This is a genomic window from Bradyrhizobium genosp. P, assembly GCF_049949265.1.
Taxonomy (GTDB): domain Bacteria; phylum Pseudomonadota; class Alphaproteobacteria; order Rhizobiales; family Xanthobacteraceae; genus Bradyrhizobium.
Genome location: NZ_CP188195.1, coordinates 8,683,190 through 8,705,252 on the forward strand (window position 1 = coordinate 8,683,190; position 22,063 = coordinate 8,705,252).

The following is a 22,063-nucleotide window of genomic DNA, read 5'->3' on the forward strand; positions in this document are numbered from 1 at the left end:
GTTTTGGCCGATTGAGGTAGCTACAGAATTTCTCTTTGTCAGAATGACGATTGCCATCCCGCGGCCATCTGCCCCACGAGCCCGCAGGGGCGCGTATCCATGCGGGCCTGACGTCGCATCTCCGTGACCTATGACACAACGACGTTTCGCGCCTGTTCGTACACAGCAACACCCATGATGGAAGCCTAAGCCGCATTGCAGTTCAGACGAATCAATAATGCTGGTGCACAAAGATCCCACTCGATACCCCACTTGCCCGTTTGGTCCCTGCTGATCCCGCACCGAAATGATTAAGCGTGATCCACCCTTTGGCTACATCCAGGGCGTGGGCATTCGACAAACGATAACAATATAGACTTAGCGCTTCGCGCACGCCCAGTCCCACCAAGGTTCGATCGTAGATTCGGCGGCCTCGTCGCGCAAAAGGCCCGCCGGGGTATATCTTCCGGCCGATCTGCGGCTGCACAGTTTTAAATCGGGGAGGCGCAACACCCGATTCGGCGATTGGCTGAGAGCGCCATTCAACACGAAGTGAGTGCGGTCAGCACTCGTCTTGGGCGCGGTTTGGCGGCGTAACGTTCGCCCCTAGCCCCGGCTGCGCTCGGCGCTGATCGCTAGGCAGCAAGCAGGGCCCGCTTGTCCTGAAAGTCGCGTACACCGTCATTTTCGACACACGCACGCTCGGCGACAAGTCCATGGGCATCGCATCACCGACTCGTGACAACCAATTACTGGACATATTGGTCCATTTAATTATTTTATGGACTGTATCGTACAGAAAAACGTTACGCCTCCGGCAAGCGGTCGGGTGGCCGTTATTCCGGTCTAGTTCTTTCGCGCGAGCCTCGTCAGCTTGGACTCCCGCGGCAGCAAAGGAGAGTAGTCATGTTTGACAACGATGTCCTGGAACAGGGCGGGCCCGCACTTAAGCGCATCGAAAGCCTGCAATCCGCCCCAGCCTTGCAAAGAGAATCGGCGCCGTCCTGGAACGAGCACGCGCGGGCGCCTGCGGGTCCTGCCGACAAGCAGCCCGAGTCTCCGCCCGGGTCTGGTGAGGAGCGGAAGCCGCGCAGGCGTAGTCTGCTGCGCCGCCGCCCGGTCGAGTCCGCGATCGGCGCGCTGCTTCTCGCCTCTGCATTGGGCGGCGGGTACCTCTACGTTGATCACGTCACGCGTTTTCAGTCGACCGACGATGCGTTCATCGCGGCGCGGCAGTTTTCGATCGCGCCGAAAGTCTCCGGCTACCTGACCGCCGTCCCCGTCACCGACAACGAGCATGTCAAAGCCGGCGATGTGATCTCCCGCATCGATGACCGTGACTATCGCACGTCGCTCGAGCAGGCGCAGGCGCAAGTCGCCGCGGCGCAAGCCAGCATCGAGAATCTCGACGCGCAGCTCGATGTGCAGCAGTCCCAGATTGCCGCCAACCAGGCGCAGGTGGACCAGGCGCAGGCGGCGCTCGTGTTCGGGCAGCAGCAGGCGGCGCGCTACCAGCACCTCGAGCAAACCGGCTATGGCACGGTTCAGAACTCCCAGCAGTACACCTCGCAACTGCATCAGCAGCAGGCTGCGCTTGCAAGCGCGCACGCAACACTGAAGCTGGCGCAGCGGCAAGTCGAGGCGCTGAAGGCGCAACGCAACAGCGCTGTTGCAAGCCTCGCGCAGGCCCAGGCCCAACGCGACCAGGCGCAACTCAATCTGTCCTACACGGTGGTGACGGCGGCCCAGCCGGGGCGTGTCGTCAACCTGGGCGCCGCAGTCGGTCAATTCGCGCAGGCGGGGACCGACCTGACCATGTTCGTGCCGGACGAAATCTGGGTGACGGCGAACTTCAAGGAGAATCAGCTCGACCATATGCGACCCCGCGATCGGGTAACGCTCACGATCGACGCCTATCCGGAACGGAGGATCCGCGGTCATGTCGATAGCGTCCAGCCCGGGTCCGGTACCGCGTTCTCGCTACTGCCGGCCCAGAATGCCACCGGCAACTACGTCAAGATTGTCCAGCGCGTGCCCGTCAAGATCGTCATGGATGATCCGCCGGCCGACGTCGCGCTCGGCCCGGGCATGTCGGTCGTCCCCACCGCGCGAGTCGAACTCGAGCCCGTCCCTCTTTGAGCGGCTGAAGAGGTTGTTCCCATGAGTGCCGCGAAAATCAAAGCCGTCCCTCCCGCATCCGCAAATGGCATCGCGGTCAACCCGTGGGTGATCGCCGTCCTGGTCGCGCTGGCAAGCTTCATGGAGGTGCTCGACACCACCATCGCCAATGTCGCGCTGCCATACATTGCCGGCGGCATGGGGGTGAGCGAGGACGAAGCGTCCTGGGTAGTCACCACCTATTTGGTCGCCAACGCCATCGTCCTGACCGCCTCGAGCTTCCTTGCGAGGAAATTCGGCCGCAAGACCTTCTTCCTGATCTGTCTCGGAGCATTCACGCTCGCCTCGCTCCTGTGCGGCTTTGCCCCGAATCTGAATGCGCTGCTGTTGTGCCGCATTTTGCAGGGCTTCGGCGGCGGGGGCATGGTGCCGGTCGCCCAGTCGATCCTTGCCGATGCGTTTCCGCCGGCCAAGCGAGGCCAAGCCTTTGCCGTGTTCGGCGTCGCCGTAGTGGTGGCCCCGGTGGTCGGGCCGACACTCGGCGGCTGGCTGTCGGACAATGTCTCCTGGCAGTGGTGCTTTCTGATCAACGTGCCGATCGGTTTGATCGCGTTGGCGCTGATCTCGCTGATTCTGCGCCCGGACGCTCGGACCGGGCAGCAACAAGGCGCCAGGTTCGATACCGTCGGATTCATTCTTGTTGCCACCTTCCTCGGCGCTCTGGAGGTCGTGATGGACCGTGGCCTGGAGGATGATTGGTTCGGCTCGTCCTTCATCGTAACGTTCACGGTCATCTGTGGCTTTGCGTTCGTGCTGATGATCCCTTGGGGTCTAACCCGCCGCAATCCGATCATCGACCTGCGGATGGTGGCGACACGCCAGTTCGGCGCCTGCTTCCTGGTGATGCTGGCGACTGGCGCGATCCTGCTCGCGACCACGCAATTCCTGCCGCAACTGGTACAGCAGGATTTCGGCTACACCGCCACCTGGGCCGGCCTCGTGCTCTCGCCGGGCGGGGCCGTCACCATGGTGATGATGTTCGTGGTCGGCCGTGTAGCAGCCAAGGTGCAGCCCAAATATCTGATCGTCGCGGGCGCGGTCCTCTGCGGACTTTCGATGTACGCCATGACCAATGTGTACGCCGATCTCGGCTTCTGGTTCATGGCGCGCTCGCGCATGCTGCTTGGCGTCGGACTGCCGCTGGTCTTCGTGCCGATCATGGCCGCCTCATATGACGGTCTTGAGCCGACCCAGACCGACCAGGCTTCGGCCTTGATCAACGCAGCGCGCAACACCGGCGGCTCGATCGGCGTCTCCGTTGTCTCTAACGTGTTGGCGCACCGCCAGCAGTTCCACCAGAGTCGGCTCGTCGAGCAGGTGATTCCGTCGAGCACGAACTACCAGGATACGTTGCAACAGATCACGAACTACTTCGCGTCGCATGGTAGCTCGCTGGCGTTGGCGCATGACCAAGCCGTTCAATGGATTGGCGCGCAGGTGCAGGCGCAGGCGTCGTTCCTGGGCTACATGGATGCGTTCTGGGTGCTGATGCTGATCTCGCTTTCCGCCGTGCCGCTCGCGCTTGCCCTGCGCAAGGTCAAACTCGGCGGTCCGGTTCAGATAGGACATTGAAACTGAGCATTGAACAAACCAGGAGGTTGATATGCTGCTGCATCTGCCGATCGTAATTCTGGCGACGTTTCGCCTATTCCCGTTTCCAACTCCGTCCCACAGTTCGACATCGCGAGAGAATGTCATTTAGAGGGCGGCTCGACCTCCACCTTCGACCGCTGCTCGCGAGACGAGACTTCCGCGCTTTCTGAACTTAAGTCGCAATGGGCTCAGTTCGGCGACACGGATCATATGGGCTGCGTGGCCACAACCACGATTGGCGGCTTTGCAAGCTACGTCGAACTATTGACCTGCCTGGAAATGGCACGCGACGGCGCAAGCCCTAACACCAATCCCGACGACTCGTATGCGAAGTCCGGATCGCGACCGAGGCAGGTAGGACGGGAAGGGGTAACCATCGGCGAAGGAAGGTGAGATCCCGTTAGACCAGCGATACGGAGAACGGAAATGAACGTCCAGATCAAACCGAGCGTCGGTGGAGCGCAACTTCTTCTTCCTTTCGAGCAAGTGGCTCCGGTGTTGCAGGAATGGCGGTACGCTGGGCGCGTAGCAGGCCGGAGTGTACGAAGCGCTGGCCGAATCCCGCGTACACCCGGATTGGATTGCCAGCATTTCGATTGGAGGTATCAACGCGGCAGGACAGTCGGGAGTGACTGGCAACGGATTTGTAGGAGTTCTGCTTTGCGTTGCCAGCGTCACGTTCTGCGACAATGGGCCGCCAAGCCCTTTAGCGACCGGTCGTGAGGCGGTGAAAAACGTCGCCCAGGAGCCACCCTTCTCCGCCGCCGGACTAACAGTGCTGACTAAGTGCTCCTGGCTGGCCGGCCCGATCGAGCCCTCTTATACGTCTTGTCAGCGCTGTCAGGTTCGGCACCCGTTGACCAGGCGCGGACCAGCGTGTCGATGGCGTAGCGGACCCGCTTTGCAATAGCTTTCGAGGATGGAGGACCAGCTAGGCCCAGGCTCTGGCGCACTTCGCACATTCCAAGCCACGCACCAATCAGCTCTTCGGCCGCGAGCTCTGGATCATCGATCGCCAGGCCTCCTCGCTCGGTCAGTCCCTTCAGGAACGCAGTAACCTGCTTCAGGATTTCGCCGCGGCCTGCCGTGTAGAACACGGTCGCCAAACGCGGCTGGTCCGCAGCGCATTCCGCCATCAGCCGCGTCTCTCTGACGACCTCGGGCCGCGTGAGGATCGACACGACAACTTCTCCGAATTCAGCGAGCCGCTCCAGCGAAAGGTTCAGGTTCGACCCAACCGGGAGGTCCGGCAGGTGCGTGGTCTTCCTCCTGCGATCGAAGACAGCGGCAAGCAGGGCCGGCTTGTCCGCGAAGTTTGCGTACACCGTCATCTTCGACACACCGGCGCGCTCGGCGACCAAGTCGATGGGCGTCGCAGCGATGCCGCGATCAACGAAAAGATCATACGCCGCATCGAGAATCGCCTCGAGCTTGGCAGGGTCACGAGGCCGGCCGCGGCCTCCAGGTTTGCGTTCAATAGACATCACTGACTTGTGACTCCTTAATTACTGGACATTATCGTCCACTTAATTATTTTATGGACGACGGCGTATAGCAAATAGCTACCCGTTCCGCAAGGCGCGGCAGCGGTTCTACTGTGGAGCGCGAAAATGGCCCTCAAGTTCTGCAATCTGCCGGCGGTCGACGAAGACCAGCGGTCATCCGCAATTGGGCCAGTCAGGCCGCCCCGCATCAGGCTCTTCAAGCCTTCCGCAACCCATCGTCACGCCGACTTCGATGCAGGAGACGGCGAGCACTGCAGCAACGATATCGACGTCGGCAGTGGGAGCGTCGGACAACAAAAGACCGCCAAAATCCCGCCTCGACTACGCATTCTATCTGCAGCGGCGGAGCTGTTTCTCAGGCACGGTATTGCCGGCGTCAGCGTCGAGGCGATTGCAAAAGCAGCCGGGAGCGCTAAGCCGACGCTCTACAATCATTTCGTTTCGAAGGACGAACTCGTTGCAGAATATTTGCGCGAGTCCGCCAAGCGGCTCGATGTCTGTTGGGCAGGCATCGGTCCGCTCGGCTCTGCCAGTGCTCTTGTTCAGCTCGTTAGCTGGCTTTCGGAGATGGCTGACGGCCTTGCGAACGGATGGGCCTCCCGGCTCGCCATGGCGGCGGCGGAGTTGAAGGAAAAATCGCACCCGGCGCAGTGTGTGATCAATACGTACAACGCCCTTCAACGCAGACGGCTCACTCGGCTGTGCCGTGCTGCCGGGCTCCGCAATCCCTCCATGCTTGCGGACGCACTGCTCCTGCTGTTCGACGGCGCCTGCATCAAGGCACCGCGCGTCGGTCGCATCGAGCTCAGCTCCCGCTTTCTCCTCCTGAGCGAAGCGATGATTGCCGCGCACGCAAAAACGCCGTCGGCGCGGCGCTAGGTCTAACAACCCAACTGAGATCGAGATGGCGCCGTTCGATCTGCTGCTGGATCAAACAAGTGAAATCGAGGAGTAAATCATGGAAAATTCTTTAGCTCCGACAACACGGCCCACGCATGATGAGCCCGTCTCTGAGCGGAGAGCTGACGCGCCGGCACCCTACCGAGGGTTTGACGGGCAATATATCAACGGATCATGGCGCCCCGGAAGGCACGGTGGCGTGCGAGTCGACACGAACCCGTATTCCGGCGTCACGCTCGCCGAAACGATCATGGCAAACCAGAGCGACCTCGACGAGGCCTATCATGCCGCGGCGAAGGCGCAGGTCTCCTGGTCAGATCGTCTACCGGCCGAACGCGCGGCCGTCATGTTCTGCTCGGCAGCGATCATGGAGGCGCGGCACAGCGAGATCGTGGACTGGCTGGTCCGCGAATCCGGGAGCACCCGTGTCAAAGCCGAGCTTGAATGGCAGTTTGTGCATGCCGTGACGCTGGAAGCCGCGTCCTTCCCACATCGCATGGAAGGAAAGATTCTTCCGCTCGACGAGGCTGGGAAGGAAAGCCGGGCTTATCGCCAGCCGCTCGGGGTGATCGGCGTGATCAGCCCGTGGAACTTCCCCATGTACCTGTCCCACCGTTCGATCGCCCCTGCGTTGGCGTTGGGAAATGCGGTCGTTGTCAAGCCGGCGGAAGATACGCCCGTCACGGGCGGGCTTCTCGTTGCGAAGATCTATGAAGAGGCCGGACTGCCCCCTGGTCTTCTCAACGTCGTCATCGGCCCGATTTCGGAAATCGGCGATCCATTCACCCTGCATCCGATCCCCCGCTTGATCTCATTCACCGGCTCAACGCGAGTGGGCAGACATATCGGGACACTCGCGATGCAGGCGCCTCAGCTCAAGCGAGTGGCGCTGGAGCTTGGCGGGAACGCGCCGCTCGTCGTGCTCGACGATGCCGACTTGGAGCACGCGGTGCGGTCTGCCGTTGTCGGCCGGTTCCTGCATCAGGGCCAAATCTGCATGAGCACGAACCGGATCATCGTGGATGCGAGCATCTACGATGAGTTCGTCGATCGCTTCACCGCTCACGTGAAGACACTCAAATATGGTGATCCGAACGATCCATCGGTTTCGATCGGACCCATCATTAACGAAAAACAATTGCTCGGTCATCTGGCCCGCATAGAGCGAGCGCGCAAGGAGGGCGCCCGTGAGCTGCTGGGCGGCGTCCCCGACCGACAAGTATTGCCACCGCACGTCTTCACCGGCGTGACGAATGACATGGCAATCGCACAGGACGAAATCTTCGGTCCGATCGCCCCCATCATCAAAGTCAAGGACGAAGAGGAGGCGCTGCGCATCGCCAATCAGACCGAATACGGTCTGTCGTCCGCAGTGTTCACGCGGGACCGCGAACGCGGTGTGAAGTTCGCACTGCGCTTCGAAGCCGGAATGACCCACGTCAATGACCACACTGTGGATGACACGCCGACGGGGCCCTTTGGCGGCGAGAAGAACAGCGGGATCGGCCGGTTCGGCGGGGAGTGGATTCTACGCGAATTCACCCGCGATCACTGGGTGACCGTGCGGCGTCCCGACGGTCTCTATCCCTTTTAGTTTTCCGCAACTTCATCGAAACACAGGAGACAACCAATGTTGAATCGAATCATAATTGTGGGTGCCGGTCCGACTGGACTGACGGCCGCGCTGGAACTGTCGCGTTTCGGCGTCCCCGTACGCATCATCGACAAACAAGCCGCTCCTGCAACGACTTCCCGTGCTGTCGGTGTGCAGGCGCGCACGCTGGAGTTGTTCGAGCTGCGCGGCCTGGCGGACGAGATGGTCCGGCTCGGCAATCCCGGCCCTGCCGCCAGCATCTATGCTGCGGGCAAGCGCGTCCTTCGGCTCGACTTCACGCGGGTCGACAGCAGCTACCACTACAGCCTGTTCATCTCGCAGGCCGAAACCGAGCGTATCCTGCGCACCGCGCTCGAGAGGCTGGGCGTCCGGATCGAACGCGGCGTCGAGCTGGTTGGTCTGGCGCAGGACGTGCTCTCCCCCGATCCGAACCCGGTGAGGGTCGTGCTGCGCCACGCCGACGGCCGGCTGGAGCAGGCCCAAACGCCCTGGCTCATCAGCGCCGAAGGCGCCCACAGCGCCGTGCGGGCCACCCTCGACCTTCCGTTCGAGGGCCACACGCGGGAGGAGCAATATGCTCTGGGAGACGTGCACGTCGAGGGCGAGCTCGCTGAGACTGACGCCCACATTTTCTCCGCCGCTCAAGGCTTCATGAGTGTGTTCCCCATGGGCGATCGGCGCTTCCGCGTGATCGCCGCCAATCCGCTCAGCCGCCCCAGCAAGGACGCGGCGCCCGCACTTGCCGAGTTGCAAGCGATCTACGACCAGCGCTCGCCTATCCCGGCGCGGTTCCGGGACATGAGTTGGAGCTCTTGGTTCCGCATCAACAGCCGGATTGCGGCGCGCCTGCGGGTTGGCCGCCTGCTGCTCGGCGGCGACGCGGCCCACATCCACGCCCCGGCCGGTGCTCAGGGCATGAACACCGGCATCCAGGACATGATCAACCTAGCGTGGAAGCTGGCCCTGGTGGTGAAGGGGCACGCGCCCCTTGCGTTGCTCGACACCTACGAGCAGGAGCGGCTGCCCGTGATGCGCGACGTGCTGGCCAAGACGGATGCGCTGACTGACACCGTACTCTCCGAGAAGCAGGTCGGCCCCTGGGCTCAACTCGCGGAGAAAGCACAAGACGCTATAGCTAACCAAATCACGCAGCTTGCGATCGGCTATCGGAACAGTCCGCTCTCCGCCAGCTACGTGCAGGAAGGGCTGCATGCCGGCGACCGCATGCCGGACCTGCCGGTGCGCCATCGCAGCGAGGGTGGTGCTGGCTGGCAGGAAGGACCGCTGTTCCGCTTGCTTGATCCGTCCCGGTTCTCGCTTCTGGTTGTGCGTTTCGCGGAATCGGCAGCGGCTCCGGCCGATGTGTATGAGGCCGCGCAGCCGTGGTGCCCCCTCATTGGCATTGTCGAGGTGGCACCTTCGCCGAAAGCCCGCGAGCGCTTTCAGGCGGTCTTCGGCCGGTCGGATGGCGTATTTCTGGTGCGCCCTGATGGCTACGTCGGTTTCGCCAGCGGTAAGCACGCGTCGGCGCGGCAACTTGATGCGTATTGTCGCCAGTGGCTGGGCGCGCCCAAGCCGGTCAAGCAGACGTTCCGGGCCGATGATGCCCTTGAGATCGTCGGCGATGTCTGCGGTGAGGGCGACACGGCGCTCGTCTTCCTGCACGGCTGGTGCGGTGACCGCGAATACTGGAAGCACCAGATCGGTCCCTTCGCTGCCGATTACCGCGTCGTCGCACTCGATCAGGCCGGGCACGGCGAATCCGGCAAGGACCGTAAGGCGTGGACAGTTGCCAGCCTGGCCGGCGACATCGAGGCGGTGGTCAAGACGTTGGGTCTGAAACGCGTGATCCTTGTCGGCCACTCGATGGGAGGCCCGATCGCCCTACTGGCCGCCAAGCGGATGCCTGGGACCGTCGTCGCGGTGATCGGCATCGACAGTCTGCACAATGCCGAGTCCCAGATTCCAGAAGAGGTGAGAACGAAGTTCTTGGCGGGTTTCGAGAAGGACTTCAGGGCCACGATGCGCGTGGTGGTCACCGGCATGGTCCACGAGACGACAGGTCCGGAGCTGACGGAGTGGCTCGTTAGGCGGGCCGAGTTGCAGGACCCCAGGATGGGACTGCCCCTCATGCGCGACCTATTCGATGTCGACACGGTAGCGGCATTCAAGCAGGCCAGCGTGCCAGTGCGGTGCATCAACTCTGCCGGCGGATATCAGTTCTTCACTCCCACGGCCGTCGAGACCAACAGGAAATACGCCGACTTCGGTGCGGTCACCATCGAAGGAGTCGGCCACTACCCTATGCTGGAAAAGTCGGACGAGTTCAATCGCAGACTCCGGGACGTGCTCAAGGAGTTTGCGACCAAGACCGAGCCGGTCTCGTCCGGCATGGGAAAGCTCGGGAAGCACAAGCGGACTGAGGCCGCTGAATGAAGTCCAGGACTTTCCACGAAAAAACAGGAGCGAGATCATGACCAGCGTTCATGACGTGACATATGACCTGTTGCGCAGGCATGGCGTCACTACGATCTTCGGCAATCCCGGATCAAACGAGTTGCCGTTCCTCAAGGACTTTCCGGCGGACTTCCGCCACTTCCTGGGCCTGCATGAGGGCGTGGCCGTGGGCATGGCCGACGGGTACGCCCAAGCGACCGGCAAGCCGGCGCTCGTCAATCTTCATTCGGCGGCTGGTACCGGCAACGGCATGGGAGCGCTCGCCAATGCGTGGAATTCCCATACGCCACTGATTTTGACAGCCGGCCAGCAGACTCGCGCGATGATCGGCGTCGAGGCATTGCTGACAAACCTTGACTCGACACAACTGCCGCGCCCCCTGGTGAAGTGGAGTTATGAGCCGGCGATCGCTCAGGATGTGCCGCTGGCGATGAGCCGGGCGCTGCACATGGCGGCGTTGCCGCCATCGGGTCCGGTCTATCTCTCGGTGCCCTATGATGACTGGGCGGCCGAAGCAGAACCGCAATCGTCAGCTCTGCTCGACCGCCAGGTTCATGCGGTCGGATCGTTCGATGCGCCGTCACTGTCGCGCGTCTCCGAGCGTCTAAACGCTGCCAGAAATCCCGTGCTCGTCCTCGGACCGGAGGTCGACGCGCGTCGCGCCAACGCTCATGCGGTTCGTCTGGCCGAGAAACTTCACGCGCCTGTTTGGGCAGCGCCGTCGACGCCACGCTGTCCGTTCCCAACCACGCATCCCTACTTCCGGGGTCTGCTGCCGGCAGCGATCAAGGGGATTTCGACGGCGCTCGCCGGGCACGACCTGATCCTCGTCGTCGGGGCTCCTGTTTTCCGTTACCACCAATACGAGCCTGGGGCATATCTCCCCGATGGAGCCGATCTGATTGCTGTGACTTCCGATGCGCAGGAAGCAGCCCGTGCGCCGGTGGGTGATGCAATCGTTGGAGACATCCACGCGACGCTGCAAGCTTTGGCCGCGAACGTGCGCAAGTCCGAACGTTCGTCGCCTACGCCGCAGGAAAGACCAGCACCCGCGGAAATGGGTGCAGTTCGGTTGTCGCCCGAAGCGGTTCTCGACGTCATCGCTGCGACGGCGCCCCGAGACGCCATCTATGTGAACGAGTCGACGTCAACGACCAACTTCCTGTGGCGCCGACTGCCGATGCAGGAACCTGGAAGCTACTACTTCGGGGCGGCGGGTGGGCTCGGCTTCGCGATGCCGGCCGCACTTGGCGTTCAGCTCGCTGAGCCCTCTCGGCGTGTCATCGCCATCATCGGCGATGGATCGGCAAATTACAGCATCACCGCGCTCTGGACTGCCGCCCGCTACAAGATCCCGGTCATCTTCCTGATCCTGAAGAACGAGACCTATGGCGCGCTGCGCTGGTTCGCCGAGGTGCTGAAGGTGGACGCCGTGCCCGGGCTTGACTTGCCCGGCATCGACTTCCTCTCCCTGGCGAAGGGCTATGGCGTGAAGGCCGTGAGCGCTCCCACGACCGGCGATCTCAAGCAGACGCTCACAGCCGCGCTCGGCTCGCAAGCCCCAACCCTGATCGAAGTGCCCACCCTCGCCGAGGGATTCTGACGGAGCTCGCCATGTTCACGAAACCTGTCAACGTCGAGGACTACCGCGCCCTCGCCCAGCGGCGCCTGCCCAAGATCATCTTCGATTATCTCGAAGGCGGCGCCGACGATGAAACCGGCTTGAGGTACAATCACGAGGTCTTCGACCGCTACCGGCTGATGCCGCGCCGTCTCGTCGACGTCAGCAAGCGCGACATTGGCATCGAACTGTTCGGGCGACGTCAGGCTGCTCCCTTCATGATCGGGCCCACCGGTCTGAACGGCGCACTTTGGCCGAAGGGCGACATCTTGCTCGCCCGCGCGGCGGAACGGGCGGGCATTCCTTTCGTGCTGTCGACCGCCTCGAATGATTCGATCGAGGATGTGGCAGCCGCATCAAAAGGCGACTTCTGGTTCCAGCTCTACATCATTCAGCGCGAGCTCGCGGAGCAGATGGTGCGTCGCGCCGAGGCGGCTGGTTACTCCACGCTTGTGCTGACGACCGATGTCGGCGTGAACGGCAATCGCGAACGCGATCTGCGTAACAACTTCGGTCTGCCGATGCGGTATACGCCAAGGCTGATCTATGACGGCCTCACGCATCCCCGGTGGTCGCTCGACTTCATGCGCAATGGCATGCCACAACTGGCGAATTTCGCGACTGCCGACTCCTCGAATGTCGAAGTCCAGGCAGCCGTGATGAGCCGACAGATGGATACCAGCTTCAGCTGGGAGGACCTCGCCTGGCTGCGCAAACTCTGGCCGCGCAAGCTGTTTGTGAAGGGCATCCTGCGCCCCGACGACGCGGAGCACTGCATCGCAGCCGGCGCCGATGGAGTGATCCTTTCCAACCATGGTAGCCGCCAACTCGATACGGCTGTTTCATCACTCGAAGTTCTCGCGGAAACCCGGGCGCGGATCTCGGCGCCGATCCTGATCGATAGCGGCTATCGCCGCGGCAGCGATATCGTCAAAGCGCTGGCGCTCGGCGCGAACGCCGTGCTGCTCGGGCGCGCGACGCTCTATGGCTTGGCGGCGGCTGGTGAAGCCGGCGTCGACCACGTCCTTCGCTTGCTCGAGGGTGAAGTGGATCGGACCTTGGCGCAAATAGGATGCCCATCGGTCACCCAGCTTTCGCCGGACTACGTCATGTCTGACGGATCGAGGCCCGCGACCTCGGCACCATCGGTTCGTAACTCAGTTGCTGCTTGAGTTTGCGGGGTCAAGGCTTCGCGGTCTTACAACAGGAGAAACGCATGACCGATCCAGTCCTCATCGTCGGCGCCGGGGCGACCGGCTTCACCAGAGGAGGCCGGACGATGACGTATGCCGACACGCAAGTTCTTTTCTGCGACCTGCAGCCACAGATCATCGCACGCAGCCGAACCAATTCGCCCAAGGCACTTGCCGCCGCCGCCGCGGTCCTGGCAAGAGTTGCCCGCATTCTGGGCCTGCCGATGACCTTCAGCATGGTCCCTGAGAGTGGGTCTGCGCCGGAGCTGATCGCGGAGCTGCAGGCCTTTGCCTCCCCGCAGACACTGTTCACACGTGTGTCCGCCAGCCCGTTCCTCGACCACGCGACCGCACGGGTCATGCGCGCGTACGGCCGCAAGACGCTTGTCATCGCCGGCTTCGCGACCGAAGTCGTCAGCCTGCACGCGGCGCTGGGGGCGATCGGTGAAGGCTATGCCGTGCAGCTTCCCGTCGATGCAAATGGAGGCCTGTCCGCACGCTCTGAAGACGCGGCCTTCCGGCAGATCGAACATGCCGGCGGTGTCATCACATGCGTGGCGACACTGGCCACGACCTTGGCACCCGACTTCGCGACATCGCCTGGCAGGGAGGTGTTCGCGGAGCTCGAAGCCATTCGATTGAGCTGAACCAAAGAGGAGAAAGCATATGAGAATTCCCGATCTCACCGTCCGGGAGATTCGAGCCCGGCCCGTGGTCGCGCCGCTGCCACGTCCGATCAGGACGGCGTCAGGTGACGTGCTCGATGCCCCGCTGCTGCTGATCGATGTGTTAACGGACGCCGGGGTGACTGGGCGGGCCTACGCGTTCGCCTACACGTCGCTCACCCTGCGTTCGCTTACGCAGTTCGTGCGCGACATCGCTCCTGAATTCGTCGGAAAACCCGTGAGCCCGCGCACGCGAATGCGGCAGATGGAGAAGCGTCTCAAGCTGGTCGGCTGGCAGGGATTTGCCGGCATGGTGGTCGGCACTCTCGATATGGCGCTGTGGGACGCGCTCGCGCACGCGATGGACGTTCCCCTTGCGGTGTTGCTCGGCGGCGAGCTACGGCCGCTGCCGGCGTATGACAGTTTCGGCATGCTCGACCGCCGAACCGACTTGGCCTGGCTCGAAGCGTCCGTCGCGAGCGGCTTCAAGGCGATCAAGATCAAGCTTGGCGCAGAAGATCTCGAGAGCGACGTGGCCATCGTCGCCGATGTGCGGCGGATGATCGGCGACGGTGCGCGGTTGATGCTCGACTTCAATCAGTCGCAAACCACCGCCAGCGCGGTCGAGCGCATCCGTTGGCTGCAGGATTTTGACCTAACCTGGGTGGAAGAGCCGGTGGCGGCCGAAGATTTTGCGGGCCATCGCGCCGTTCGCGAGCGCGTCCGCCCAGTGCCTATTCAGACAGGGGAGAATTGGTGGTTCCCTCATGGGATGGCGAACGCCATCGCGGCTGGCGCCTCCGACCTTGCGATGGTTGACATAATGAAGATCGGCGGCGTCACCGGCTGGCTTTCGGCGATGGCGCAGGCAGAAGCGGCGGCGCTGCCGTTATCAAACCACACCTTTGTCGAACCGAGCGCGCATGTGATGGCCGTCGCGCCGACGGCTTCCTGGTTCGAATATCTGGACATTGCAGGCGCCGTTCTGACCGAACGGCTGCTGCCGGTTGAAGGCATGGTCACCGCGCGCGGGCCCGGGCTCGGGCTGGATTGGGACGAGCACGCAGTCGCGCGCTACGCTTTCTCGTGATGGGCGAAACAGGCGCGGGGGACCATCCGCAAAAGCCGAAAAATCCAGTGTTCGTTGGAGAGAAGCATGAAATCGTGGGTATCGGTGGCTATTGCCCGGCAATACATGAGCGTGGTGATGAGTCCCGATGCAATCGGGTTTCATCGCCTGATCCTGGCAGAGGGGCCGCGCTCTCGCGATCTCGTCGAGAGTTTTTACTGCGTGGGCCCGGACAGGGTGACCGCCCGCCTTGCCAGGGCGCTTCGAACCTGGGCCAGGCATGGCCGGATCTGCACGGTCGACGCCGAGCGGATCGCAATGCAGTTCTTCGACGTCGTTCGGGGCGAATTGCATTTCCGCGCTTTGGCCGGCCGCCAGACGATCTCGGCGCTGCCATCGAGAGCAACATCCATCATGCCGGACGGACGTTCTGGCGTGCGCTCAGACCGGGAGGATCGTAAAATCTGAAACCGTGGTTGACCTGCGCAGCTTTTCTTCTTGCGATCGGAGGACTTCCCCATGTCGATTGATCTGAAAACAATCACCGTGTTCCTTGACGCCACCGCTTCGGGACGGAAACGGGCGCTTCACGCCGCCGCCCTGGCGCAACGCTGGGGCGCCCATCTGGTCGGCGTGCACGTCACCTTCGCGGGTGTGACTTTGCCTCCCTCGATGTCCTACGCTCGCGGCCGCGAGGCTGCGAAGCACGTGATCGCCTATGAACACCAACTCGATGCCGCAGCCGAGGCCGCTGCAGCGGTCCTTGGGGCGCAATTTCAAGCCATGTGTGCAAGACTTGGCTTGCCCGGCGAGTTTCGTCCGATCGGTCGGGGATGGAGCGCAGAGGACGCGGTCGCCAACTCGCTTCATTCCGACCTGGTCGTGGTCGGGCATCCAATGCCGAATGGCCTTCCGGAGCATATGTCGCCCGAGCGGATACTGCTCGCGAGCGGAGTGCCGCTTCTCGTCGTGCCCAACACCTGGGAGGGCGAGACGATCGGGAGCAGGATTCTGGTCGGCTGGAACGCGACCCGGGAGGCTAGACGCGCCGTATCCGACTCACTGAACTTTCTCGTTGCAGCAAAGTCTGTGACGGTTCTGGTGATAGATCCGGGGAGCCGCCCCCAACATGGTGACGCACCGGGGGCCGACATCGCCATACAGTTGGCCCGCCATGGCGCACATGTTGACGTCGAGCGGGTGAGTTCTTCAGGCATTCCGGTCGCGCAGGTCATTGTCCGCTATGCCTTGAAGAGAGCATCCGACCTGTTGGTCATCGGGGCCTATAGCCACGCCCGCTTGAAGGAAGTCCTGTTCGGGGGCGTGACACGGACCCTGCTGGCGCGAATGCCCGTGCCGGTTCTCATATCAAGATGATCAACCGGCCCAATCGGTTTCGTATGCGACAACTTTCTCAGCAATGCCGACGAAGTCTACTAACCGCACAACAGCGGGAACTCGCGTTCCCTGTCAACACGCTCCGATGTTATCCTACTTTGGCTGCCGCTGCGTTTCTCACAACCAATGAGGTCTCCGCGCGCTATCGAGGAGAAGTCAGCGCGGGCACTTTGAGGAACTGGCGCTCGAAGAAAATCGGACCGTCGTTTCTAAAGATTGGCAAGGCAGTCCTCTATCCGCTCGCTGAGCTAGAGGCATGGGATCAGAAGAATCTCGTGATCTGCCGTGCTATAAGTACATCGAGCGGGACGGAGCTTGAGACATCGGGATGATCACGAACAATCACCTATTACAGCGCCCAGACACATATCCCAGCGCGATTCTCGTCATCGATAACTCTCTATAAAATCAATACGGTAAACGTTGGGAGTCGATTGGTCCACAAAGATCCCACTCGATACCCCACTTGCACGGTTGGTCACCCCGGATCCGGTTGCCGCAATGATCGACGGTGATCTCTGCGCAATCAGCAGGAATTTGGGCGTGAACTCATAAAATCGGCTTGTTGGATAGGGATCGCTCAACGTCCGCTTCCACCCAAATACCGACCAACGAGCGGACATTCTGAAATCGACGCTAAGGGCCAATCTCGGACAGAGGCATGGCAGCGGCTATTTTTTGTTGGTATCAGCAGCGGCCGAAAAGCCGGTTCGACTACGCGTTCCTACCCAGCCCCCGCCCTCTCACGCCGCGGTCTAATGACTGGGTTCTTGGCGACGCCGGCGCTTGCCGCCATGGTCTATCGTTGAGTGGCGGTCCCGTAGGTAACCGCTCCAATTCCGAATGCGAGCATCACGAGCGGAATCTGGATCAGCGATATCTGGGATTGCGAGTTCGGTCGGTGCAAATGCGTTAAGCCGATAAGCGCCCGGAAGATTGAGCTAGAGGCCGTTGAGTTACAACGACTGCTACGCCTCCGAGCAACGCACATGACGCTGCTACAAGACGGAAAGTGAAGGGCTCGGACAAAAGGACGTCTCCACCAATTGCTGCAATTGCCGGTACCAAAAGCTGTAAAGCCGAGGCATGCGTCGTGGGCAGATAGCGTAGTGCGAAATACCACATGCCGTATCCGATGCCCGATGCGACTGCACCTGACGCAATGGCCAGAAAGAATCCGGTTCCGCTCATGTGGAAGTCCTCCAAAAACCAGACGCTACATATCGCCGTCAGCGGTACGCAGCCGATGAAACTGCAGGCATTAGCTTTGATCGGATCGTCGACACCCTTGGCAAACAGAGAAAAAGCGCCCCACGCGATTCCGGAAATTATCATGAAGATAAGGCCGACGGGATCCGGCGCCGTGATACCGGGCATTACAAGATAGACCAACCCAGCGGCGGCGAGGCCGAGGCCCGCCCACGATAATTTTCGCAAGCGCTGGCCTCGCCGCAAGACAACCCCGAACATCGTCATCTGAACGGAACCGAAAAGGATGAGCGCGCCGGTCCCTGCGCTCAAACGAGCATATGCGAAGGAAAAGAAGATGAGATAGGTGAACAGCGAGGCCGTCGAGCGCCAATTCGCTTTTGTAAGGCTTGGAAGCTTCCGACGGCCGATAGCGATCAAACCGGTGAGGATGGTTGCGGCAGACAGGATGCGCACCGTTGTGAAACTCGCCGGGTCGATGAGCCGAGGGGCCAAGGCCAGACGGCAGAGTATTGAATTCGCAGCAAAACAAAACAGCGCCAGTGCGGTCAGAGTGACGTTTCGGAAATCTTGCACGCGCTTGAACCTTCACTGAGGGGGAGGCCCGACCAGCGGCGATTTCGACGCTGGTCAATCTGCACTCAACGCGTCCGTTCACCCGGCATTGCACGGTCCAGCCCTTCGCGAAGTGCCGCCGCCTCCGCGGACGCATAGCCAGCATCGGCATGCCGTACGATTCCGATCGCGGTATCGTTGTCCATGACGCGGGCAAGCCGTGCGGCCGCGTCTGCCGAACCGGTGGCAATTGTGGTCACGCCAGCGGACTGCCCCCAGTTGCCAAGCCCGTGGATAGCCACCAGGTCGGCGCCGGAAGCACAGTTCAGCAGGGCATTGAGCAATGGCCAGTCGGAAATGGCGTCCGACCCGTCGACCATGTTTTCGGTTTCCCGATGCGGCAACGCGGCAGAACCGGAATCCAGGTGATCGCGGGTAAAAGCAATCGGCCCCTTCAACTCTCCGCGGTTGACGAGATCGTTGACCGCTAGTGCGAGCCGCTTGCGTTCGCCATGTCCGAGCCAGCCAATCCGCGCGGGCAAGCCCGTGAATTGTACGTGTTGCCGTGCAGTTTTGATCCAGTTGCTGATGCGATGATCCGCCGGGAATAGGTCCATCACGAGATCGTCGATTGTATGGATGTCGGTTGGATCGCCGGAGACAGCGATCCAACGGAAGGGACCAACACCATCGCAGAAGAGCGGTCGAATATAGAGTTCGATGAAGGAGCCGAACCGGAACGCATCGGACACGCCTGCCTCGAGCGCGTGTTTGCGCAAATTGTTTCCGTATTCAAACACAACGGCCCCTCGTTCCTTCAGCACGAGCATCGCCCGCACATGCTTGGCGACGGTAGCTAGCGAACGCTGCTTAAGTGCTTCGGAATCACCGTCACGCAAGGCTTGCATCGCGGCGACGCTCAGGCCTTCGGGAACATAGCCGCGCAACGGATCACAGATAGTTTGGTCAGTCACGACGTCGGGGGTGATGCCTCTGGCTACCAGTTCTGAGAGGACCGTCGCAATATTGCCGACGAGTCCGATCGACAGTCCTTGCCGCGACGATCGTGCTTCCACGGCCCATTGGAGCGCCTCGTCGAGGCTCGACGTCATGCGCTGGCAGTAGCCGGTAGCAACGCGGCGTTTGATGCGCTCCGGATCGACTTCGACGACCAGGATAGCTGCGCCCGATAATTGACCGGCCAACGGCTGCGCACCGCTCATGCCGCCGCAACCGCCTGTTACGATCAGGCGTCCCGCTAGGCTGCCACTAAAATGCTGGCGCGCGACGGCGCTGAAGGTTTCAAAGGTACCCTGGAGGATGCCCTGGCTGCCGATATACTGCCATGCGGCGGCAGTCATGCCTGGCATTACAGTCAGGCCCTTGGCTTCCAGAGCACGGAAATCGTCATCGCCAGCCCACGCACCGACGACGTTTCCGTTCGCCATCAAAACCAGAGGCGTCGTACCCTGCGAGGGAAAAATCCCGGCAGGCTTGCCGGATTGCATCACGAGCGTCTGATCCTCCTCCAGCCGCTTGAGAGCGGACACTGTCCGGTCGAAGCTTTCCCAGTTGCGCGCCGCTTTCGCCCACGACATGTAGACGACGAGATCGGCGGGGCTCTCCGCATTTTCGAGGTTGTTCTCCAGCAGACGCAGGATCGTTTCCTGCCGCCATCCCTTGCATCGCAGCACCGGGCCGCGTGCAGCTATGATGGGCAGAGAATTCGTCACCCGTTCACTCCCGTTGTGATGTGTGATGCAGCAGGGCGCTGCGGCCTGGCAAAATCGCCATCCTCATCGACCCGCCGTATGGTTTCGTAGAGCGCGGCGGCTCCGGCCTCGACCTGGTTCTGCTCCGTCCATTCTTCCGGACAGTGGCTCTTGCCATTCTGGCTGGGGACGAAAATCATTGCCATTGGCGCAATCCTCGCGAGGAATGCCGCATCGTGCCCGGCGCCGCTCGCCATAGTTCGCGTTGAGAGTCCTAGGCTCGTTGCTGCGTTGACGACATGATTGCGCAGCCGATTATCGCAGAGCGCAGGCACTGAATCAGAAAGCAGCGTGAATTGACGACGCTCGACCCGAGCCCAATTGGCCGCGTCACGACTCGCGCGGCCGATAGTGCCGACAAAATCAGCAAGCGCATCGTGATTTTCGCAGCGGGCTTCGATCACCAAACGGACATGCCCCGGCACGACGTTTGCTGCATTTGGCTCATTTTGGATGACGCCGGTCGTGGCGACGAAATAAGCGTCGCCAGCGGCCCGCTTCTCTGCCTCCGTTCGCACGGCGGTAATGGTAGCCGCGGCGGCCACCAACGCATCCTTGCGCAGGTCAAGCGGCGTCGTCCCGGCATGGTCGGCCTCGCCAGCGAAGACGACTTCCAGTCGCGTGATGCCAACGATCGAACTGACGACGCCCAGGTCGATGCCGCTGGTTTCGAGCACCTTGCCCTGTTCGATATGCAATTCCAAGAACGCGCTGACGTCGTTGCGTCGCGGCTCTCGCAATCGATCGGGATTGCCGCCCATCCGTAGCATAGCTTCGTCGAGCCGTTCACCATTCGGTTCGCGGAACGCGAGCATGGCGGGCTCGAGATGTCTGGTCAAAGCGCGGCTGCCAACGCAGGACAGGCCATATTCACTGGGCTCCTCGCTCAGGAAATCGACGAGTTCGACAGAGCTGCGGGTGCGGATGCCGTGATCGCGAAGTGTTCGGATCGCTTCGAGACCTGCGAGGACACCCGCAATGCCGTCGAAGCGCCCGCCCGACGGGACGGTGTCGCTATGCGACCCGAGCATGATCGTTCCGGCTGCGGGATCGCTTCCCTCCAGACGGCCGATCAGGTTTCCTCCTTCGTCGAGCCTCGCCGACAGGCCAGCCTCGGCAAACCGTTGTGTCAGCCAGGCCCGTCCTTCGAGAAACAGCGGCGTGAAGCAGCGCCTTGTATACGGTTTGTCAGGGTCGGTGAGTGTGGCGAGCGCCATGAGATCGGCCCACAACCGCCCCCCATCCACACGAACATTAGCAGTGTTTGCCATCGGCTTCAGCCGAATGCCTGTTGCAGATACGAATAGAGGGGCACCCCGAGCGCCTGCTCGACTTTCGGAAAGACCGCCGGGTCGAGCGCGCCCTTGCCGACCGGAAATCCGGACCGGTGTGCACTGATGATGGCAACCTCGCTGCCGACCGCCAGTTGTGAGATCGCAACGGGATTGCCGGTAACAGGATCGAGCGAACCAATGTGATCCGGGAAGGTTGCCACCCTGCGTCCGCCACGATCGGCGAGCATGAACTCGTTGAAGACCCCGAGCGTGACTTCACCCGCATCATCACGCACCGTGATCCGGCCGACATCGAAGCCTGCGGTGTAGGCGACATCGTTTGCCACCACCTTGCCGACGACGAGAACCTCGCCTTTGATGAAATCGGCCGTCGCTCGCACGCGCTGGGCTCCGCTCGCGGCAAGCATCGCGTGTCCGAGTTCAATCTGGAACGTGATAGCGCCCGCCGCACCGTTAGCTCGCACGAAGGATGCCGTCATCGGGCCGCGCGCCGCCGCCACTAGGCCGCCGTTCTGGATCGACGCCTGTCGCATCAGGCTCGACGTCGAAAGGATATCTCCGCGCGCGACGACGGTCATAGGTGAACCGTTCTCCTTGCCGCCGCTGCTGCAGACCTGAATGATCGCAATGTTCGGTCGCGACGCCAGTCCCATGCCACCCATCTCGACCGTCGGATGGCCGCGTCCATTGGCGGCGGCGTCGACATAGGGAATGCCGAGCGTCGCTGCAACTAGCCAGGCATTAAGCCCGGGAACGTGCCCGCACATCACCCCGGCTGGCTTACGGTCGATTTCCGAAACCAGACGGTTGGCTGCCTCCGCATAATCGCGCAACGCCAGCCTCGGATCGGCATATCCGGGCGCACCGACCGAGGTCGAGGTGATGAGGATATCGTCATCTGCGAACTCATCGAGCGAGACCAATTCAACCGGCGCGAGTTCGAGCGCCAGCTTGCCGGCCACGTCGTGGCGTTCCAGTGTGCTGTTGGTACCGCTGCCCCCTGCTGACAGAAAAAGCCCGGAAATCAGTGCGGGCTGCAGGTCAGCTTGGGTCAATTTC

Annotated in this window: 17 protein-coding genes; 12 read left to right on the top strand and 5 right to left on the bottom strand. The window is 61.9% G+C overall.

Features of this window, described 5'->3' with window-relative positions; translation table 11 throughout:
- Positions 1-885: 885 nt before the first annotated feature.
- Both ACP2YO_RS41680 and ACP2YO_RS41685 read left to right on the top strand, forming a co-directional pair.
- On the top strand, positions 886-2,118 hold the full coding sequence (locus ACP2YO_RS41680) for an HlyD family secretion protein (RefSeq protein WP_426437000.1): 1,233 nt from the start codon (positions 886-888) through the stop codon (positions 2,116-2,118).
- 21 nt (positions 2,119-2,139) lie between these two features.
- Positions 2,140-3,729, top strand: a complete 1,590-nt coding sequence (locus tag ACP2YO_RS41685) for a DHA2 family efflux MFS transporter permease subunit (RefSeq protein ID WP_426437001.1) — start codon at positions 2,140-2,142, stop codon at positions 3,727-3,729.
- Positions 3,730-4,532: 803 nt separating this feature from the next.
- Here ACP2YO_RS41685 and ACP2YO_RS41690 read toward each other — a convergent pair.
- Positions 4,533-5,234, bottom strand: coding sequence for a TetR/AcrR family transcriptional regulator (locus ACP2YO_RS41690; RefSeq protein WP_426437002.1), 702 nt, complete (start codon positions 5,232-5,234; stop codon positions 4,533-4,535).
- A gap of 126 nt (positions 5,235-5,360) precedes the next feature.
- On the opposite strand from ACP2YO_RS41690, the gene ACP2YO_RS41695 reads away from it, so the two are divergent.
- From ACP2YO_RS41695 to ACP2YO_RS41740, 10 genes are all read left to right on the top strand, one after another.
- The gene (locus tag ACP2YO_RS41695) at positions 5,361-6,134 is read left to right on the top strand and encodes a TetR/AcrR family transcriptional regulator (protein ID WP_426437003.1); all 774 of its coding nucleotides are present in this window, start codon (positions 5,361-5,363) and stop codon (positions 6,132-6,134) included.
- 220 nt (positions 6,135-6,354) lie between these two features.
- A complete protein-coding gene (locus ACP2YO_RS41700) occupies positions 6,355-7,749 on the top strand; it encodes an aldehyde dehydrogenase family protein (RefSeq protein WP_426437004.1) in 1,395 nt (464 codons plus the stop codon).
- Between the two features lie 36 nt (positions 7,750-7,785).
- Positions 7,786-10,206: an alpha/beta fold hydrolase gene (locus tag ACP2YO_RS41705; RefSeq protein ID WP_426437005.1), complete on the top strand. Its 2,421-nt coding sequence runs from the start codon at positions 7,786-7,788 to the stop codon at positions 10,204-10,206.
- A gap of 37 nt (positions 10,207-10,243) precedes the next feature.
- Positions 10,244-11,830, top strand: a complete 1,587-nt coding sequence (gene mdlC, locus ACP2YO_RS41710) for a benzoylformate decarboxylase (RefSeq protein ID WP_426437006.1) — start codon at positions 10,244-10,246, stop codon at positions 11,828-11,830.
- A gap of 11 nt (positions 11,831-11,841) precedes the next feature.
- Positions 11,842-13,020 carry an alpha-hydroxy-acid oxidizing protein gene (locus ACP2YO_RS41715; protein ID WP_426437007.1) on the top strand — a complete coding sequence of 393 codons (1,179 nt, stop codon included), beginning with the start codon at positions 11,842-11,844 and terminating at the stop codon, positions 13,018-13,020.
- 44 nt (positions 13,021-13,064) lie between these two features.
- On the top strand, positions 13,065-13,688 hold the full coding sequence (locus ACP2YO_RS41720) for an isochorismatase family protein (protein WP_426437008.1): 624 nt from the start codon (positions 13,065-13,067) through the stop codon (positions 13,686-13,688).
- Positions 13,689-13,707: 19 nt separating this feature from the next.
- Positions 13,708-14,796 (top strand): enolase C-terminal domain-like protein, encoded by a 1,089-nt coding sequence (locus tag ACP2YO_RS41725; protein WP_426437009.1) that lies wholly within the window; start codon positions 13,708-13,710, stop codon positions 14,794-14,796.
- Positions 14,797-14,862: 66 nt separating this feature from the next.
- Positions 14,863-15,243, top strand: a complete 381-nt coding sequence (locus ACP2YO_RS41730; RefSeq protein ID WP_426437010.1) for a TetR/AcrR family transcriptional regulator C-terminal domain-containing protein — start codon at positions 14,863-14,865, stop codon at positions 15,241-15,243.
- A gap of 51 nt (positions 15,244-15,294) precedes the next feature.
- Complete coding sequence (locus tag ACP2YO_RS41735; RefSeq protein WP_426437011.1) at positions 15,295-16,152, top strand: universal stress protein; 858 nt, start codon at positions 15,295-15,297, stop codon at positions 16,150-16,152.
- 119 nt (positions 16,153-16,271) lie between these two features.
- A complete protein-coding gene (locus ACP2YO_RS41740) occupies positions 16,272-16,505 on the top strand; it encodes a helix-turn-helix domain-containing protein (RefSeq protein WP_426437012.1) in 234 nt (77 codons plus the stop codon).
- Between the two features lie 580 nt (positions 16,506-17,085).
- Here the strand turns inward: ACP2YO_RS41740 and ACP2YO_RS41745 are convergent.
- From ACP2YO_RS41745 to ACP2YO_RS41760, 4 genes are all read right to left on the bottom strand, one after another.
- A complete protein-coding gene (locus tag ACP2YO_RS41745; protein ID WP_426437013.1) occupies positions 17,086-17,958 on the bottom strand; it encodes a DMT family transporter in 873 nt (290 codons plus the stop codon).
- A 65-nt stretch (positions 17,959-18,023) separates the two neighbouring features.
- On the bottom strand, positions 18,024-19,697 hold the full coding sequence (locus tag ACP2YO_RS41750) for a urocanate hydratase (RefSeq protein ID WP_426443447.1): 1,674 nt from the start codon (positions 19,695-19,697) through the stop codon (positions 18,024-18,026).
- Positions 19,667-20,926: a Zn-dependent hydrolase gene (locus tag ACP2YO_RS41755; RefSeq protein WP_426437014.1), complete on the bottom strand. Its 1,260-nt coding sequence runs from the start codon at positions 20,924-20,926 to the stop codon at positions 19,667-19,669. Before ACP2YO_RS41755 ends, ACP2YO_RS41750 begins: the two co-directional genes overlap by 31 nt.
- A 59-nt stretch (positions 20,927-20,985) precedes the next feature.
- Positions 20,986-22,059, bottom strand: coding sequence for a DUF917 family protein (locus ACP2YO_RS41760; protein WP_426437015.1), 1,074 nt, complete (start codon positions 22,057-22,059; stop codon positions 20,986-20,988).
- Between the last annotated feature and the right edge of the window lie 4 nt (positions 22,060-22,063).